At 73.3% G+C, this 16,777-nt stretch carries 11 protein-coding genes; 4 read left to right on the forward strand and 7 right to left on the reverse strand.

The features are described 5' to 3' along the window. Nucleotides 1-104: 104 nt before the first annotated feature. Entirely contained in the window at nucleotides 105-3,002 is a 2,898-nt protein-coding gene (locus AB0B20_RS20425) for a glycoside hydrolase family 48 protein (RefSeq protein ID WP_357472632.1), read from the reverse strand. Nucleotides 3,003-3,861: 859 nt separating this feature from the next. On the opposite strand from AB0B20_RS20425, the gene AB0B20_RS20430 reads away from it, so the two are divergent. Further along, complete coding sequence (locus AB0B20_RS20430) at nucleotides 3,862-5,355, forward strand: GH1 family beta-glucosidase (protein WP_357386603.1); 1,494 nt, start codon at nucleotides 3,862-3,864, stop codon at nucleotides 5,353-5,355. A gap of 43 nt (nucleotides 5,356-5,398) precedes the next feature. Here the strand turns inward: AB0B20_RS20430 and AB0B20_RS20435 are convergent, their stop codons facing one another. The 3 genes from AB0B20_RS20435 to AB0B20_RS20445 form a co-directional block, all read right to left on the reverse strand. After that, on the reverse strand, nucleotides 5,399-5,812 hold the full coding sequence (locus AB0B20_RS20435) for a roadblock/LC7 domain-containing protein (RefSeq protein ID WP_196806755.1): 414 nt from the start codon (nucleotides 5,810-5,812) through the stop codon (nucleotides 5,399-5,401). 5 nt (nucleotides 5,813-5,817) lie between these two features. After that, nucleotides 5,818-8,394: a nitrate- and nitrite sensing domain-containing protein gene (locus tag AB0B20_RS20440; RefSeq protein WP_357472465.1), complete on the reverse strand. Its 2,577-nt coding sequence runs from the start codon at nucleotides 8,392-8,394 to the stop codon at nucleotides 5,818-5,820. A gap of 121 nt (nucleotides 8,395-8,515) precedes the next feature. Further along, the gene (locus AB0B20_RS20445) at nucleotides 8,516-9,886 is read right to left on the reverse strand and encodes an FGGY family carbohydrate kinase (protein ID WP_357388123.1); all 1,371 of its coding nucleotides are present in this window, start codon (nucleotides 9,884-9,886) and stop codon (nucleotides 8,516-8,518) included. A 259-nt stretch (nucleotides 9,887-10,145) separates the two neighbouring features. On the opposite strand from AB0B20_RS20445, the gene AB0B20_RS20450 reads away from it, so the two are divergent. After that, nucleotides 10,146-12,065, forward strand: coding sequence for a chorismate-binding protein (locus tag AB0B20_RS20450; RefSeq protein ID WP_357472469.1), 1,920 nt, complete (start codon nucleotides 10,146-10,148; stop codon nucleotides 12,063-12,065). Between the two features lie 71 nt (nucleotides 12,066-12,136). Here AB0B20_RS20450 and wrbA read toward each other — a convergent pair whose 3' ends face one another. Further along, complete coding sequence (gene wrbA / locus AB0B20_RS20455) at nucleotides 12,137-12,754, reverse strand: NAD(P)H:quinone oxidoreductase (protein WP_357388119.1); 618 nt, start codon at nucleotides 12,752-12,754, stop codon at nucleotides 12,137-12,139. 85 nt (nucleotides 12,755-12,839) lie between these two features. On the opposite strand from wrbA, the gene AB0B20_RS20460 reads away from it, so the two are divergent. Then, nucleotides 12,840-13,331 (forward strand): GNAT family N-acetyltransferase, encoded by a 492-nt coding sequence (locus AB0B20_RS20460; protein WP_357472472.1) that lies wholly within the window; start codon nucleotides 12,840-12,842, stop codon nucleotides 13,329-13,331. 203 nt (nucleotides 13,332-13,534) lie between these two features. Further along, nucleotides 13,535-14,638 (forward strand): winged helix DNA-binding domain-containing protein, encoded by a 1,104-nt coding sequence (locus AB0B20_RS20465; protein ID WP_357388115.1) that lies wholly within the window; start codon nucleotides 13,535-13,537, stop codon nucleotides 14,636-14,638. Nucleotides 14,639-14,722: 84 nt separating this feature from the next. On the opposite strand, the gene ugpC is transcribed toward AB0B20_RS20465, so the two are convergent. Together ugpC and AB0B20_RS20475 are read right to left on the reverse strand one after the other, a co-directional pair. Continuing rightward, nucleotides 14,723-15,931, reverse strand: a complete 1,209-nt coding sequence (gene ugpC / locus AB0B20_RS20470) for a sn-glycerol-3-phosphate ABC transporter ATP-binding protein UgpC (RefSeq protein ID WP_357388113.1) — start codon at nucleotides 15,929-15,931, stop codon at nucleotides 14,723-14,725. A 9-nt stretch (nucleotides 15,932-15,940) separates the two neighbouring features. Further along, nucleotides 15,941-16,777 carry a carbohydrate ABC transporter permease gene (locus AB0B20_RS20475; protein WP_357388111.1) on the reverse strand — a complete coding sequence of 279 codons (837 nt, stop codon included), beginning with the start codon at nucleotides 16,775-16,777 and terminating at the stop codon, nucleotides 15,941-15,943.

The raw sequence follows: 16,777 nt of genomic DNA on the forward strand, positions 1-16,777 counted from the left end.
GCACTCGGCGGCCACCGAGGTCCAGGTCCACTCGAAGAGCTGGACGATCACCTTCTTGGTGCCCGGGGTACGGGCTCGCGCCCGCCCGCGGAGGAGGGGTCACCTCACCCCTGCGGGAAGTAGGTGCCGTAGTCGGCGTACGCCATGGCGATGTCCGCCTGCGCCCAGAACCGGTGGTAGTTGAAGACCGGCTCGGGACCGCCGTTCAGGTACGCCTGCACCTTCGGCCAGTCCGGGTCGTTCTTGTAGAACGACCGGATGTCCAGGAAGCTCTTGCCCGGGGCGATCGCGTCGCCGTTGGGCATCTTCCCGGTCCAGCCGTTGGGCACGTAGAGACCCTGGCCGTCGGCGGCGTTGTAGACGTCGTCGAAGCGCTTGTAGTCGCCGCGCTTCTCCGGCGTCGAGACGCCCTTGCTGTCGGCGGACGCCGAGAGCGCGTCCAGCAGGCCCTTGGCGGTGTCCTTCGCCGCGGTGTTGCCGGACTTGGCCGCGTACGCGATGAGCGTGCGGGCGTAGGCGCCGGCGACGCCGACGTCCTGGCCCTTCACCGTCACCTCGACGTGCAGGTTGCTGTTCGGCTGCGGGCTGCTCGGGTTCCAGTTGGCCGGCTGGCCCGTCCACTTCATGTCCGACGGGATCGACCAGTTGGTGCCCAGCGTGGTGTTCGCGATCGCCCACGGCACCCACTTGTCCAGCAGCGCCTTGGCCTTCGCGTTGCCGGTCTCCAGGTAGAGCTCGGCGATGCGCTGCATCGACCAGGCCTGCATGCCGAACCACTGGTTCGACGGCGGGTCGTTGTAGACCGGGTCGACGTCGTAGTACATGCCGTAGAAGGTGGCGGTGCCGGCCGGCGGCTGGGCGTAGCTGCCGTCCCAGCTGTTCGTGGCGCCACCGGCGATGCCGCCCTCGGCGGACTGGAGCCAGGTGTAGAACTCGAGCTGCCGGTCGAGGCTCTTCTGCCAGTCGGAGACCGCGGTCGGCGACTTCGGCTTCAGCTCCGCGACGTTCGTCATCGCCCAGGCCGCGAACGGGTTCTGGTAGCCGAAGTGGCTGTGGCTGGAGCCGATCCGCCACGACCAGTTCTGCGAGGCGTCGTACGCGCCGCCCCAGGCGTAGTACCAGGAGAGCAGGTAGTGCGCCGAGTCACGGCCGCTGCCGGCCGGGCAGGTGCTCGCCCCGACGCAGTTGCCGATCTTCTTGAAGTACTTGTCGAACAGCGCGTAACGCAGGTAGTCGCCCATCTTGGCGGCCTTGGCCACGGTGGCCGCGACGTCGGCCTGCTTACCCTGCGCCTTGGCCCAGGTCAGCGCCCAGTAGGCGGCCTGGACGGCACGCGCGTCGGCGTCCGGGGCGTTTGTGTACTTCCACTGCTTGGCCGGGGCGCTGGACTCCTTGACGAACAGGTCCAGGTAGCCGTTCGGACCGCCGTGCTTGAACGTGTCGCAGGACGGCTGCGGCACGGTCTCCCACACCGACTCCTGGGTGCCCCGCTGGAACGTGTTGATGTACGCGGGCCGCGTGGTGCCGTCGCCGCAGCGGCCGAAGCCGTAGGTGTTGTCCACGTCCAGCAGCCAGTGCATGCCGTAGATGTCACCGGTGCCGTAGGTGGACTGCAGCTCCGAGCGCAGCGGGTCCTGGCCGACCGGGACGCTGGCCTCCAGCGCCGACGGGTACTGGCTGGGCAGGTTGTGCTCGGCGGCGTACTGCGGGGTGCCGGGCGAACCGGCAGTGGCCTGGTCGGCGTGCGACGGGATGATGTACTTTTCCATCACCGTCCAGGCGTTGTTGAACGGGGCCCAGTTCTGGGTGACCCGGCCGTACTGCGCCTCCAGCCAGAGCCAGAAGCTGAACGCCTCCGAGGTGGTCTCGTGGCCGTGGTCGGGCGCCTCGACGATGAGCGTCTCGATCGAGTGGTACGGCACGCCCTCGGGGCTGAAGTAGCCCGAGTTCTTGATCTTGCCGTACTGGTCGAGGAACTTCTTGATGTAGGCGTTGTCGCCGCCGGGGGTGTCGTTGTCCGCCTCGGTGGCCACGACGGAGATCGGCGCGTAGCCGGTGGCCGACGCGGTGATCGTGGCGGTGCCGCCGACCGTGTCGGCGTCCTCCGCGGCGGAGACCGTCGCGGTGACGCCGGTGCTCCAGTTGCTCGGGGTGAGCGTCAGCGTGGACGGCGAGACGGTGATGTCGCTGTCGCCGGTGACGGCGAGGGTCACCGGGACGTTGGCGGTGGGTGCCGCGCTGAGCGTGTACCGGACCGTGGCGCTGCCGCCCTCGGACACGGTGACCGCCGACGGGCTGGCGACCAGCTTCGGCCCGCTCGCCGCGGTCACTGTGAACGACTTCTCCGAGACCGCCGTGCCGCCCGCGTTGTCGTACGCCTTGGCCTGCACCGTGTAGCTGCCGGCCGGCAGGTCGAGCAGGTCGTAACCGTACGGCGCGGTGGTGTCGGTGTTGACGAGCAGGCCGTTGCGGTAGAACTCGACCTTGCTGATGGTGCCGTCGGTGTCGCTCGCGGTCGCGGTCAGCGGGACGTCCGCCGGCGCCTCGAACGGGCCGGCCGGCACGCTCAGGGAGACCGTCGGCGGCTGGTTGGTCTGCGCGCCGTTGCAGGCGACCCCGTTGAGGGTGAACGCGGTGGGCTTCGGGTTGCTGCCGCTGTAGCTGCCGTTGAAGCCGATGCTGGTGGACGCGCCGGTGGGCAGGCTGCCGTTCCACGACTCGTTCGTCGCGGTGACCTCGCTGCCGGACTGGCTCCACCGGGCCGACCAGCCCTGAACCACGCGCTGGCTGCTGTTCGGGAAGGCGAACTTCAGCGACCAGTTGTTCAGCGCGTCACCCAGGTTCTTGATGGTGACGTTGGCGGTGAACCCGTTGTTCCAGTCGGTCGTCGCATAGGTCACGTCGCAGGCGGGCGCGGCCTGTGCGGCGCCCGCGGGCAGGGCCACCCCGCCTATGACGAGGGCGGTGGCGGCGACCATCGCCGTACGGCGACGTCTGGCCAGAAGTCTCATGTGGGCGGTGTCTCCTCGGACCGGGCCGGGACCTCGGGGCCCCGGCAGGGCGCCTCCACGCGACGACGGGCGTACGCGGGGGGACGGAGGCGTCCGGAAAGGTGGTCGTCCCGGCCGTGCCGGGGATCGGGGCGCCGCACCGGTTCGTCACCGGGTGCCCTCGGCGGCCCGCGCTCGCGTTCACTGGCTCCGCGCTGCGTGACGAGAGTGTGACATGGAAGCGCTCCCACCACAACGGCCAGGGCAGATACGCGCTTCCATGTTTCGATCTCGTTTAGGGTCTTTTCCAAACCCGTGACGAGCGTTACAGTCGCAGCATCGCCGATGGGAGCGCTTCCATCGACGGAGATATAAGTACTGGATCGCCGGGTACACCCGTGCCCGGCGCGTCGGCCCAGAGGCCGACGGCGGACCAGCCCGGACGCCGCCGCCGGCCGCCACCCGCCAGACGGAGGGAGGTGGAACCAGAGCCACTCGCGTGGCCCGGCTCCCGCGCGACGCGCACGACGGACGCCAATTCCACTTCGTGCGTGTGTGCACCATCGGTGGGGACGGGGGTTGCCCTCCCCCGTCCCCACACTAAACCCCCGTTGTCGACGGCAAAAGAGGCCGACGGGACAGGCGTGACACGCCACCCGGACGGCCTTTCGCGCTATCCGCCCCATCCCTCGCCGCTCACGCCGCCGCGAGCGACGTTCCCGAGCGACGCCCCCGCCCACCCCACACCCTTCCGGCCGCCCGCCGGCCGCGCCGCATCCTCGCCGCGACCGCCGGATCGGGGCCGGCCGCCCCTGGCTATGCTGGGAGCGCTCCCGGCCCTGGGCGGCCCGTCACTCCGAGGAGAAGCCTCATGTCGTTACTCACCCGACGGCGCCTGCTCCGCCGCGCCGCCCTCTCCGCGACCGCGGCCGGCGCGGCCCGGACCGGGCTCGCCGGCGCCACCGCGGCCGGGGTCGCCGCGTCGACAGTCGCGCTCGGCGGCTGCGACAGCCGGCCCGAGCGCACCACCGACCCGGAGCCGGATCGCGGGCTGCGCTTCCCGGACGGCTTCGGCTGGGGGGCGGCGACCTCGGCGTACCAGATCGAGGGGGCCGCGAAGGAGGACGGGCGGGGTGAGTCCGTCTGGGACACCTTCAGCCACACGCCGGGCCGCACCCGCAACGGCGACACCGGCGACGTCGCGGCCGACCACTACCACCGGTACGCCCAGGATCTGGACCTGATGCGCGAGCTGGGGCTGCGCAGCTACCGGTTCTCCATCTCCTGGCCGCGCATCCAGGCCGACGGCTCCGGCCGCCCCAACCAGCGCGGCCTCGACTTCTACCGCCGCCTGGTGGACGGGCTGCACGAGCGCGGCATCGCGCCGATGGCCACGCTGTTCCACTGGGATCTCCCCCAGGCTCTGCAGGACGCCGGCGGCTGGGAGAACCGGGACACCGCCGAGCGCTTCGCCGAGTACTCCGACGTGGTGTTCCGCGCCCTCGGCGACCAGGTGCCGGTCTGGCTGACCATCAACGAGCCGAAGACTGTGGTGCAGAACGGCTACATCTGGGGCCACCACGCGCCGGGCATCCGCGACGAGGACGCGGCGTATCTGGTCGCCCACCACCTCCAGCTCGCCCACGGCCTCGCCGTGCGGGCGCTGCGCGCCTCCGGCGTCACCGGCCGGATCGGCCCGGCGCTCAACCTGCACCCCTGCTACCCGGCCGACGACTCGGCCGAGTCGGCCGCCGCGACCCGGCTCCACGACGGCTACGAGAACCGCCTCTACCTCGACTCGATCTTCAAGGGCGCGTACCCGGAGGACGTGCTGGACGACCTCGGCCCGGACAGCCGGATGGCGCGCGGCGTCCGCGACGGCGACCTGAAGATCATCTCCAGCCCGGTCGACCTGCTCGCCGTGCAGTACTACACGCCGCTCTACGTCACCGGCACCCGCGACACGGTCCGCAAGTGGCCCACCTCCGAGGCGGAGTGGCAGCAGATCTACCCGGAGGGCATGTACGACATCCTGACCCGGGTCACCCGCGACTACGGCCGGGTGCCGATCACCATCACCGAGAACGGCCTGCCCTGCCCCGACGTGCCCGGTCCGGACGGCAACATCGACGACGCCGGGCGGGTCGCCTTCCTGCGCGACCACTTCGCCGCCGCCCACCGGGCCGTCGCCGACGGGGTGCCGCTGGAGAGCTACCACGTCTGGTCACTGCTTGACAACTTCGAGTGGGCCGAGGGGTACGAGCAGCGCTGGGGCCTGGTCTACGTGGACTACGCGAGCCAGCGACGGGTGCTCAAGCGCAGCGCCCACTGGTACCGCGACGTGATCCGCCGCAACGGCCTGTGACCCGGTGCGCGCCCGGCCGGCAGACCACCGGCCGGGCGCGCTCTCAGCGCGGCAGCGCCTGCTGGAGTTCGGCGCGCAACGCCGGGGTGAGCATCTCGCCCGCCTGCTTGGCCAGCCGCGCCATCTCGTAGCCGACCACGCCGATGTCGGCGTCCGCCCCGGCCAGCGTGGCCAGGATCGAGCCGTCCCGGATCTGCATCACCAGGAAGTAGCCGCGCCCCATCTCGACCACCGTCTGCTTGACGACGTCACCGTCGAACATCTGCGCCGCCCCGGCGGTGATGCTCATCAGGCCGGAGGTCACCGCGGCGAGCTTGTCCGCGTGGTCGCGGGGCAGGTGCGCCGAGATCGCCACCAGGAGCCCGTCGGAGGACACCACCACCGCGTGGGCCACCCCCGGAACACGCTCGGCGAACGCGTTCACCAGCCAGCTCAGGTCGCGTGCCTCCTGGCTCAACGTCGTCACTGTCGTCGCCCTCCTTCGTCGTGCGGCAGGTACATCTCGGTGGTCTCCTCGGCCTCGGCCCGCCGTACGCCGCTGTAGAGGCGCGACAGCATGCCGCCGACCGCCTCCGGATCCGGCTCGTGCCGCACCACCGGGCGGTCCGGACGCCCGGCCGGGGCGACCGAGGTGAGCTGGGCCATCGGCACGCGTACCGGCAGGCCCCGCTCGTTCGTCCCTCCGGTCACCGGCGTCGCCGCCGGGGCCGGCGTCACACCCGGCGCCGACGCGGCCGGTCCCTGCCGGCTGAACCAGCCGCCGCCCGCCGCGCCGGCGTCCGGCGTGAGCACGTCCTCGGCCCGTCCCGGCCGGGGCCGTGGCGCGGTGACCGGCGCGGCGGCCGGCGCCGGCGCGCCGGGCGCGGCGTCGGTTCCGTCGCCGAGCGGCCGGCCGGTCAGCGGGGACACCGGCAGCGCCGCGGGCTGGCCCGGCGCCGGACGCCATCCGGCCACCGGCAGTTCGGCGGTCGCCGCCACGAGCGCCCCGGACGCCGCGACCCGACCGGTGAGCGCCCGCTGCTCCGCGCCGCGCCCGAGCCGGTCCGGCCCCGGCCGGTCCGTCTCCGGCGTGGGCGCCTCGGCGAGCAGCTCGGCCGGGATCCGCACCCGGGCCACCAGGCCCGCCCGGCTGGCGCTCAACCGCACCCGTACGCCGTGCCGGGCGCTGAGGTGGCTCACCACGAACAGGCCCATCCGCTCCGAGGCCGACACGTCGGCGGCCGGCGGCTCGGCGAGCACCGCGTTCGCCTCGGCCAGCGCCGACGGGCTCATGCCCAGGCCCGCGTCGACCACCTGCACCAGCGCGCCCCGGCCGTCCGGCTCGACGACCACCCGCACCGCGGTGTCCGGGCGGGAGAAGGCGGTGGCGTTCTCCAGCAGCTCCGCGAAGAGGTGCACCAGGTCGCCCACCGCGTGCCCGACGACGTGCAGGTCGGTCCGGTTCTCGTGGCGCACCCGCTGATACTGCTCGATCTCCGCGCTGGCGGCCAGCAGCACCGCGCCCAGGCCCACCGGGCGGTTCCACCGCCGGGTCGACTCGCTGCCGGCGAGCACCAGCAGGCTCTCGTCGTTGCGGCGCATGCGGGCGGCGAGGTGGTCGAGCTTGAACAGGTTCTCCAGCTGGTCCGGGTCGCTCTCCTCGCGTTCGAGTTCGTCGAGCAGCTCCAGTTGCCGCTCCACGAGCACCTGGCTGCGCCGGGCCAGGTTGACGAACATGGCGTTGACGTTGCGCCGCATCATCGCCTGCTCGACCGCCACGTCGACGGCGCTGCGGTGCACCGCCACGAACGCCTCCGCCAGCTCGCCGATCTCGTCCTGCGAGTCGATCACCGCGGGCGGTACGTCGATCGCGCCCACCGGGCGGTCCACCGTGCGCAGCCGTTCCAGCGTCAGCGGCAGGTCCACCTGCGCGATCCGCAGCGCCTGGCCGCGGAGCTGCCGCATGGCGCGGGCCACCGACCGGCCGACCAGCAGCGAGATCAGCACCGCGGCCAGGAGCACCGTGGCGATCGCGCCGCCCACCAGCAGCGTGTCGCGCAGTTGCCGGGCGCTGGCGTCGTCCGCCTCGCGTACCGCGTCGGCGACGATCTCGCTCTCCAGCTGGCGGAACAGCTCCTGCCGCTGCTCGCCGGCCGCCCACCACTGGGCCGCGTCCAGCAGGGCCGGCTTCGCCTCGCCGCCGGGCAGGGTGCGCTCCTCCATCCGGGTGGCGGCGACGAACGCCGGGTCGACCGAGGTGCGGTCGTAGCGGCGGATCTGGTCCGAGGTCGCCGCGACCCGGAACGCGCCGAGCGCGGTGAGCTGCTGGGCCCGCAGGTCGCTCAGCGTCACCTGGGCGTCGGGCTCGTACCGGCCGGACCGGGCGGCGGCGTAGAGCTCCGCGCGGATGCGCGAGGACAGCTCCTTGACCCGGGAGACCTGCACGTACCGCAGCACCGCCTCGGTCAGGTCCTGCCGGCCGTCGCCCGGCGACGGCTCGGCCAGCAGGCGCAGCAGCGCCGCGACGGACCTGTGGTAGTTGCTCAGCACGGTGTCGCTGGACAGCACCGCCGGCGCCACCGCCGCCCGGATGTTCACCACCTGGTCGTACGCCTCGATGGCCTCGGAGTAGGAAACGCGCCAGGCGGCGTCGGCGTCGGCCAGCGGCGCGGCGGCGGTGCGCAGCTCCGTCATCGCCCGGTCGGTGGCCTCCTGGAGCGGCTTGAGCGCGGCGACGGCGGCGTCCCGGTCGGCGCCGGTGCCGGCGCGGCGCAGCGCGGCCAGTTCACCGGCGGTGCGGTCCCGTTCGTGCTGGAGCCGGTCCACGGCGGCGGAGATCTGCCGGCCGATGCCGACCTGCTCGGCGAAGGCGCTCAGCGTGGTGGTCTGCCCGACCAGTCCCCGGGTCTGGATGCCGGCCAGGATCAGGAACGCCAGTGAGGGGATCACCAGCACCGTGGCGAGCTTGGTGCCCATCCGCCAGTCCCGCAGCCGGAACCCGGAGCGCCGCCGGTGCGGTTGAGGGGCCGCACCGCGAACCGGGTCGGGACCTGCGCCCACGGTTGCCTCCTCGTCCCGCCCCACCACGTCGGGGAGCGGAGTCCATCCAATCAGGCCGGCGGTCGGTGTCAACGGCCGCCCGGACGGCATGACCAGGACGGTCAGCGCCGCGGGTGGACGGTCACGCGTGCGAGGCGGCCTCGTCCGTCCGGCCGACCCCGGCGATCTCGCCCGCCTCCGCGAGCCGGCCCAGCGCGATGAGCGCGGCGCCGGTCGCGCCGATCTCCGGGTTGCGCTGCCAGGCCACCCGGCGCGGCGCGAGCGCGTCGAGGAACGCCCCGCGCCACCACGGCGAGGCGGTCAGCGCCCCGCCGCCGAGGATCACCTCCGTCGGCTCGCCGATGTCGGCCTCCAGCAGGGTCAGGTCGTCGGCGACCAGCCGGCACAGCCCGCTCATCAGACCGGCGAGGATGTCCACGGCGGTGGTGCCGAAGCTCAGCCCGCGCAGCTCCCCCGAGCCCGCCGGGGCGGTGCCGGGTGGACGGTCGCCGCCGAAGCGCGGATCGGCCCGCACCGGGCCGGCGGTGCGGTCCAGCGCCGCCTCCAGCTCCGCGCCCTCCGGCAGCCGCAGCTCGCGGGCCGCCCAGGCGAAGAGGTTGCCGCCGCTGGAGTACGCCGCGCCGGTCACCACGTGGTCGTGGTCGACCCGGTAGCGCCAGAGCTGCGCCGGCAGCGGCGGCGGCTGCGCACCGGCCGGCAGCGCCTGGATCACACGGACCGCCGCCGAGGTGCCGACGGTCACCGCCGCGCGGGAGGGCTCGACGCAGCCCGAGCCGACGTTCGCCGCCGCGCCGTCGCCGACCGGCGGCGCCCACCGCGCGCCGGCCAACTGCGGCCAGCGCCGGGCGTACGTCGCGTTCAGCCGGCCGTGCCAGCCCCGCGGGGCCGGCGGCGCCAACCCATCCGGGCGTACGCCGGCCAGCTCGCACGCCTCCGCGTCCCAGTCCAGGCGCCACAGGTCGAACAGCCCGGTGCCGGAGGCCAGCGACACGGACATCGGCGCCTCGTCGAGCAGCGTGCCGAGCGCGTACTCGGTGAGCCCGGTGAAACGGGCGGCCGGGCCGGCCCGCTCGCGCAGCCAGGGCAGCCGCACCGACCAGTAGCAGCGGTGCCACCAGGTGCCGGTACGCCTGTGGAAGTCCTCCGGGTCGGCCGGCCCGGTCGCTCCGCCAAGCGGCTCCGGCCGGGTGTCCAGCCAGGTCAGCACCGGCCCCGACGGTGTGCCGTCGGCGGCCACCGGCAGCACCGAGTGCCACTGCGCGGAGGTGGCGACCAGCTCCACGTCCCGCAGGTGCCCACCGGCGGCCAGCTCGTCCACGCACTCGATCAGGCAGGCCAGATAGGCCGGGCCGTCGAGCGTCCCGCTGCCGTCCTCCCCGGTGACCAGGCGCACCCGGCGCCGGGCCAGCGCGCCCGGACGGGGCACGGCGTCCGCGTCGAGCACCAGGCCGCGCACCGAGGAGGTGCCCAGATCCAGAGCGAGAATGTCCATCGCCGGTCAACCTACCCGCCGTGACCGGCGGCTACGCCAAGATCCGTACCGCTCTCGTGTGATCGGGTTCCGCGCCGACCGCCGACCGCGTACAGTGACCGTCATGCTCGCGCATCTGTCCTGCTGGTGGCCCGCCGACCCGGCGGCCCACCCCCGCGCGTAGCTTTCCCCACGCGGCCGCCCGACGAGGCGGCCGCCGGTCTTCCCCGGCATCCCGGGTCGCCTTCACCGGCGGCCACCGGCCCACCGAGGAGACCCGATGACCCGCCCGTCCGACCCGCTCGCCGCCGTCGCGGCCGGCCGCGACCCCGGCCCGTTCGCGCTCGTCCGCCGCGAGGGCGCCGGCCATGTCGACCTGTTCACCGGCCCGGTACGCACCGCCGGCCGGCTCGCCGACCTGCCACTGCCAGAGCACGGCCCCGGGCCGCACACGCTGGCGGTGGTGCCGTACCGGCAGATCACCGAACGCGGTTTCGAGTGCGTCGACGACGGGCTGCCGCTGGAGTTCCTGGCGGTCGAGGAACACCGGCGGATACCGCTCGTCGAACTCCTCGACGACCTGCCCGACGCCGAGGTACGCACCCGCGACGCCGACTTCGACATCCCCGACGACGAGTACGCGGCGATAGTGGAACGGGTGCTGACCGACGAGATCGGCCGGGGCGAGGGCGCGAACTTCGTCATCCACCGCACCATGCGCGCCACAGTGCAGGGCGACCCGCTCGCGGCGGCCCTGGCCGCGCTGCGCCGGCTGCTGCTGCGCGAGCGGGGCGCGTACTGGACGTTCCTGGTGCACACCGGCACCCGGATCCTGGTCGGCGCCAGCCCCGAGCGGCACGTCAGCGTCGCCGACGGGCTGGTCGAGATGAACCCGATCAGCGGCACGTTCCGGCACCGGGGCGCGACCGTCGACCGGGCTGAGCTGCTGCGCTTCCTGCACGACGAGAAGGAGGTGGAGGAGCTGTACATGGTGCTGGACGAGGAGCTGAAGATGATGGCCGTGGTCGCCGAGCACGGCGGCCAGGTGGTCGGGCCGTACCTGAAGGAGATGGCGCACCTGGCGCACACCGAGTACCTGCTGGCCGGGCGCTGCTCCCGGGACGTCCGCGAGGTGCTGCGGGAGACCATGTTCGCGCCGACGGTCACCGGCAGCCCGATGGAGAACGCCTGCCGGGTGATCGCCCGGCACGAGCGCGCCGGCCGGCGCTACTACGCCGGGGTGCTCGCCCTGCTGGGCCGCGACGAGCAGGGCCGGCAGACGCTCGACGCGCCGATCCTGATCCGTACCGCCGAGATCTCCCCGGACGGCGCGCTGCGCGTGCCGGTCGGCGCGACGCTGGTCCGGCACTCGACCACCGCCGGGGAGGTCGCCGAGACGCACGCGAAGGCCGCCGGGGTGCTCGCCGCGCTGGGTCTGGGCCCGGACGCGCCGCGCTCGGCCACCGAGCCGGCCGTCCGGTACGCCGACGACCCCGAGGTACGCGCCGCGCTGGCCGCCCGCAACGCCCCGCTGGCCCGGTTCTGGCTGGACCAGCGGAAGCCGGGGGCACTCGCGCTGCGCGGGCTCGCCGGACGCCGGGCGCTGATCGTCGACGGCGAGGACACGTTCACCGGCATGCTCGCCCACCAGCTCGGCGCGCTGGGCCTGGCGGTGACCCGGCGGGACTGGCCGGACCCGGGCCCGCTGGACGGCTACGACCTGGTGGTGGTCGGCCCGGGGCCGGGTGACCCGCGGGACGCCACGGCGCCGAAGATGGTGGCGCTGCGGGCGCTGCTGACCGAGCTGCTCGACTCGGGCCGGCCGACGCTCGCGGTGTGCCTGGGCCACCAGTTGCTCGCCGGGCTGCTGGGCCTGCCGCTGCACCGCCGCGACGCGCCGTACCAGGGGTTGCCGCGGGACGTGCCGGTGTTCGGGGTGACCCGCCGCGTCGGGTTCTACGCCAGCTTCACCGCCCGCGCCGACGCCGACCGGGTCGCCGGCCCGTACGGCCCGGTCGAGGTGTCCCGCGACCCGGCCGACGGCGCGGTGCACGCGCTGCGCGGCGCGGGCTTCGCCGGGGTGCAGTTCCACCCGGAGTCGGTGCTGAGCCAGGACGGCACGAAGGTCCTGGCGGATCTGCTCGGGCATCTGCTCGACCGGCCGGCGCTGAGCGCGCATGGCGCGGCCGATCGCGGGTAGGGCACTGGCGACCGGTGGTCCGGACGGGTTCGAGAGCCCCCGCCCGGCCACCGGTCACCCGGGCACGCCGGTCAGCCGGCCATGCCCCGCTTCAGCGCCGCCCCCATGAGCACGGCCCGCTTGGCCGTCAGCGCGGTGGCGGTCAGGGCCACGTGGTCCGGGGCCACCTCGCCGTTGTTGCTGGTGTGCGACGCGCCGTACGGGTTGCCGGCGACGAACTGGCTCGGGTCGGTGTAGCCGGGGGTCACCACGACACCGCCCCAGTGGTAGAAGACCGTGTACAGCGACAGCAGCGTCGCCTCCTGGCCGCCGTGCGACGTGGCGGTCGAGGTGAACCCGGTGTAGACCTTGTCGGCCAGCGCCCCGTTGGCCCACAGCGGCCCGGTGGTGTCGATGAACTGCTTGAGCTGGGCGGCGATCATGCCGTACCGGGTCGGCGCGCCCATGATCACGACGTCCGCCCAGGCCAGGTCGTCCGGTTCGGCCTCCATCACGTCCTGGGTCTCCAGCCGGTGCGCCTGCCAGCCGGAGTTGGAGCGGATCGCCTCGTCGGGCGCCAGCTCACGTACCTTGCGCAGGCGCACCTCGGCGCCGGCCTCCCCCGCCGCCTCGACCGCCGCCTGCGCCATCTGGTAGGTGATGCCGGTCGCGCTGTAATAGATCACCGCGACCTTGACCTGGCCATCCATCAGACGTTTCCTCCTCGTTTCGGGTCAGCTCCGGCGACTACCCGTTACTTGCTCCGTCAAACGCCGGGCGTGGCATGCTCGCCGGGTGCAGATCCGTACCGCCACGCCGGCCGACTGGCCGCTGATCTGGCCGTTCCTGCGCGAGATCGTGGCGGCCGGCGAGACGTACACCTGGCCCCGCGACCTCACCGAGGAGCAGGCGCGTGGGCTCTGGATGCCGGCCCCGCCGGCGCGCACCGTGGTCGCGGTGGCGCCGGACGGCGCGGTGCTCGGCTCGGCCAAGCTGGCGCCCAACCAGGGTGGTCCGGGCGACCACGTGGCGAACGCCTCGTTCATGGTCGACCCGGCCGCCGCCGGGCGCGGCGTCGGCCGGGCGCTGGCCGCGCACGTGCTCGACGCGGCCCGGGGCGACGGCTACCGGGCCATGCAGTTCAACGCCGTGGTGGCCACTAACACCCGGGCGGTCGCGCTGTGGCGGTCGCTGGGCTTCGAGGTGATCGGCCGGGTGCCGGAGGGCTTCCGGCACCCCACCCGGGGGTACGTCGACCTGCTGGTGATGCACCGGCGCCTGGCTTGAGCGTGGCTCAAGATTTGCGCAAGTTCCGCCGGCAACCGCTGCCTGCGCCCAGCTCACACGGGATGCTGATCGGACCGGCGCCGGCCGCACCGGCCGCCCCCGCGCCGGGAACCTGAACGGGGGATCGCGCTGGTGTCGGCAGCGCCGCCGGCGCAGCGCGATCAGGGGCCGGGTTGTCGTACCCCGGGCCTAGGCTGACGCCCGTGACCGTACGCCTCAGCCGCGCCGAGGCGCTCGCGCTGCGCATGACCGCCCTGCTGCTGCGCCCGCACCCCACCGCCCGCCCGACGGGTGTCGCCGACGTGGTCGAGTGGTTCGGCGCCATGCAGGCGCAAGACGCGGCGAGCGGGCTGTGGTCGCTCGGCGTACGCCTGCCCGGCTCCACCCAGGCCGACGTCAGCGCGGCGCTGGAGCGGCGCGAGGCGCTGCGCACCTGGCCGATGCGCGGCACCGTGCACCTGGTGCCGGCGCGCGACACGCGGTGGATGCTGGAGCTGACCGGGGCGCGGACGCTCGCCGGCATCGGCGGGCGGTGGCGGCAGCTCGGGCTGACCCTCGCCGACTGCGACCGGGCCGGCGACGTGCTGGGCGCGGCGCTGACCGGCGGCGGGCGGCTCACCCGCGCCGAGTGCCTGGCCGCGTTGCGCGCCGCCGGGCTGGACACGGACGGTCAGCGCGGCTACCACCTGCTGTGGTACGCCAGCCAGCGCGGCGTCACCTGCATCGCCCCGCACGTCGGCACCGAGCAGACGTTCGTCCTGCTCGACGAGTGGGCGCCCGAGCCGCACCGTCCGGAGCGCGACGAGGCGCTGGCGTTGCTGGCGCACCGCTACGTGCGCGGCCACGGCCCGGTGTCGCGGCACGAGCTGGCCCGGTGGACCGGCCTGACCGTCACCGACGCGACCCGGGCGATCACGCTCGCCGGTGACCTGCTCTCCCCGGTCGAGGTCGACGGCGAGCCCGCGGTGGTCGACACCGCGCTGCTCGACGCGCCCCGCGCGCCCGCCGACGACGTGCACACGCTGCCCGGCTTCGACGAATACCTGCTCGGCTTCAAGGACCGGTCGCTGATGCTCGACCCGGCGCACGCCGCCGCCGTGGTCCCCGGCAACAACGGGATGTTCCGCTCCACTGTGGTGCGCGGCGGGCGCGTGGCCGGCACCTGGACGCGGACGATCGGCGCGAAGGCGGTGAGGGTGACCGTGCACCAGCTCGTGCCGTTCGACGCCGCGCTGCGATCCCGGGTGGACGCCGCACTGGCGGCTTACGCCCGTTTCCTCGGCCTTGCGCTGCGCCACTCCTGGTGACGGCGCAGGGCCTGCCGATCCCCTCCGGCGGTCCTGCCGAGGGCCGGCGGCAGACATGCCACCGGCCCTCGGGCGGGTCCGGGATCAGTCGGCGAGCGCGCCGGCCGATCGGCCCTCGTGCAGCGTCAGGTTGCGGCCGCTGCCCGGGTCGAACAGGTGGATCTTCTCCAGGTTGAACCACACCCGCCGCGACTCGCCCTCGCGTACCGGCGACTCCGCCGACAGCCGGGTGACCAGGTTCGACCCGGCGCCGGCGAAGTCCGCCGCACCCGTGTCGGCGGCCAGCTCCTCCAGCTCGGCGGCGGTGGCCCGCTCCCCCTCGACGGTGAAGTAGACGTACTTGTCCGAGCCCATCGACTCGACGATGTCGACGGGCGCCTCGAACTCCATGCCCCGGCGGCGGGTCTCGTCGTCGACCAGCGCCGCGTCCTCGAAGTGCTCCGGGCGGATGCCGAGGATCAGCTCCCGTGGTGCGTCGGCGCCCTCCAGCTCGCGGCGGATCCGGTCGCCGACCGGCACGTCACCGAGCGCGGTCCGCAGCCGGCCGTCCTCCACGACGGCGTGCACGAAGTTCATCGAGGGCGAGCCGATGAAGCCGGCGACGAAGAGGTTGCGCGGGTGGTCGTACAGCTCCTGCGGCGGCCCGACCTGCTGCACCGCGCCGCCGCGCATGATGACCACCCGGTCGCCGAGCGTCATCGCCTCGGTCTGGTCGTGGGTGACGTAGACGGTGGTGGTGCCGAGCTGCTTCTGCAGCCGGGACACCACTGTGCGCATCTGCACCCGCAGCTTGGCGTCGAGGTTCGACAGCGGCTCGTCCATCAGGAACGCCTTGGGCTGGCGGACGATCGCCCGGCCCATCGCCACCCGCTGCCGCTGCCCGCCGGAGAGGTTGGCCGGCTTGCGGTCCAGCAGCGCGGTCAGCTCCAGCACCTTCGCCGCCTCGTCGACCTTCTGGTTGATGGTCTCCTTGTCCAGCTTCGCCAGCCGCAGCGGGAACGCCATGTTCTCCCGGACGGTCATGTTCGGGTAGAGCGCGTACGACTGGAAGACCATCGCGATGTCCCGGTCCCGGGGGGCCTTGTCGTTGACCCGCTCACCGCCGATGCGCAGCTCACCGGAGCTGATGTCCTCCAGCCCGGCGATCATGTTGAGCGTGGTGGACTTCCCGCAGCCGGACGGGCCGACCAGGATGACGAACTCGCCGTCGGCGATCTCCAGGTCGACGTCCTGTACGGCGGTGGTCCCGTCCGGGAACCGCTTGCTCACCTTGTCCAGCACGATGTCGGCCATTGCTACCACCTATCCCTTGACTGCGCCGGAGGTCAGACCGGAGACGATGCGGCGCTGGAAGAAGAGCACGAACAGGATGATCGGCACGGTGATCACCACCGCGGCGGCGCAGATCGCCCCGGTCGGGTCCTCGAACTGCGACTCGCCGGTGAAGAACTGCAGGGCCACCGGGACCGTGCGGGACCGCTCGGTCGAGGTGAGCGTGATCGCGAACAGGAAGTCGTTCCAGCAGAAGATGAAGACCAGGATCGCCGTGGTGAACACGCCGGGTGCGGCCAGCGGCGCGATCACCCGCCGGAACGCCTGCGCCTGGGTGGCGCCGTCCATCTTCGCCGCCTTCTCCAGGTCCCACGGGATCTGCTTGAAGAACGCCGACAGCGTGTAGATCGCCAGCGGCAGCGCGAACGTGATGTACGGCAGGATCAGCCCCGGCCAGGTGTCGAACAGCCCGAGCTGCCGTTCGATCTCGAACAGCGGCGACACCAGCGACACCTGGGGGAACATCGCGATCAGCAGCGAGACGCCGACGAGCAGCTTCTTGCCCGGGAAGTCCAGCCGGGAGATCGCGTACGCGGCCATCGTCCCGAGCACCACGGCGATGGCGGTGGCGATCAGCGCGATGCCGATGGAGTTGACCAGGGCCCGGACGAACTGGTCGGTGTCGAAGATGGTCCGGTAGTTGTCGAGCGTCCACTCCCGTGGCCAGAACTTGCCGTCGGTGAGCGTGGCCGGGGTCTTGAACGACAGCGAGGCGATCCAGAGCACGGGGACCAGCGCGAAGACGACTACCACGACGTCCAGCAGGCCCCAGCGCACCTTCGCCCGCGTGGTGGTTTCCACTGCCAT

It is taken from the genome of Micromonospora sp. NPDC049151 (assembly GCF_040648395.1).
Taxonomy (GTDB): domain Bacteria; phylum Actinomycetota; class Actinomycetes; order Mycobacteriales; family Micromonosporaceae; genus Micromonospora.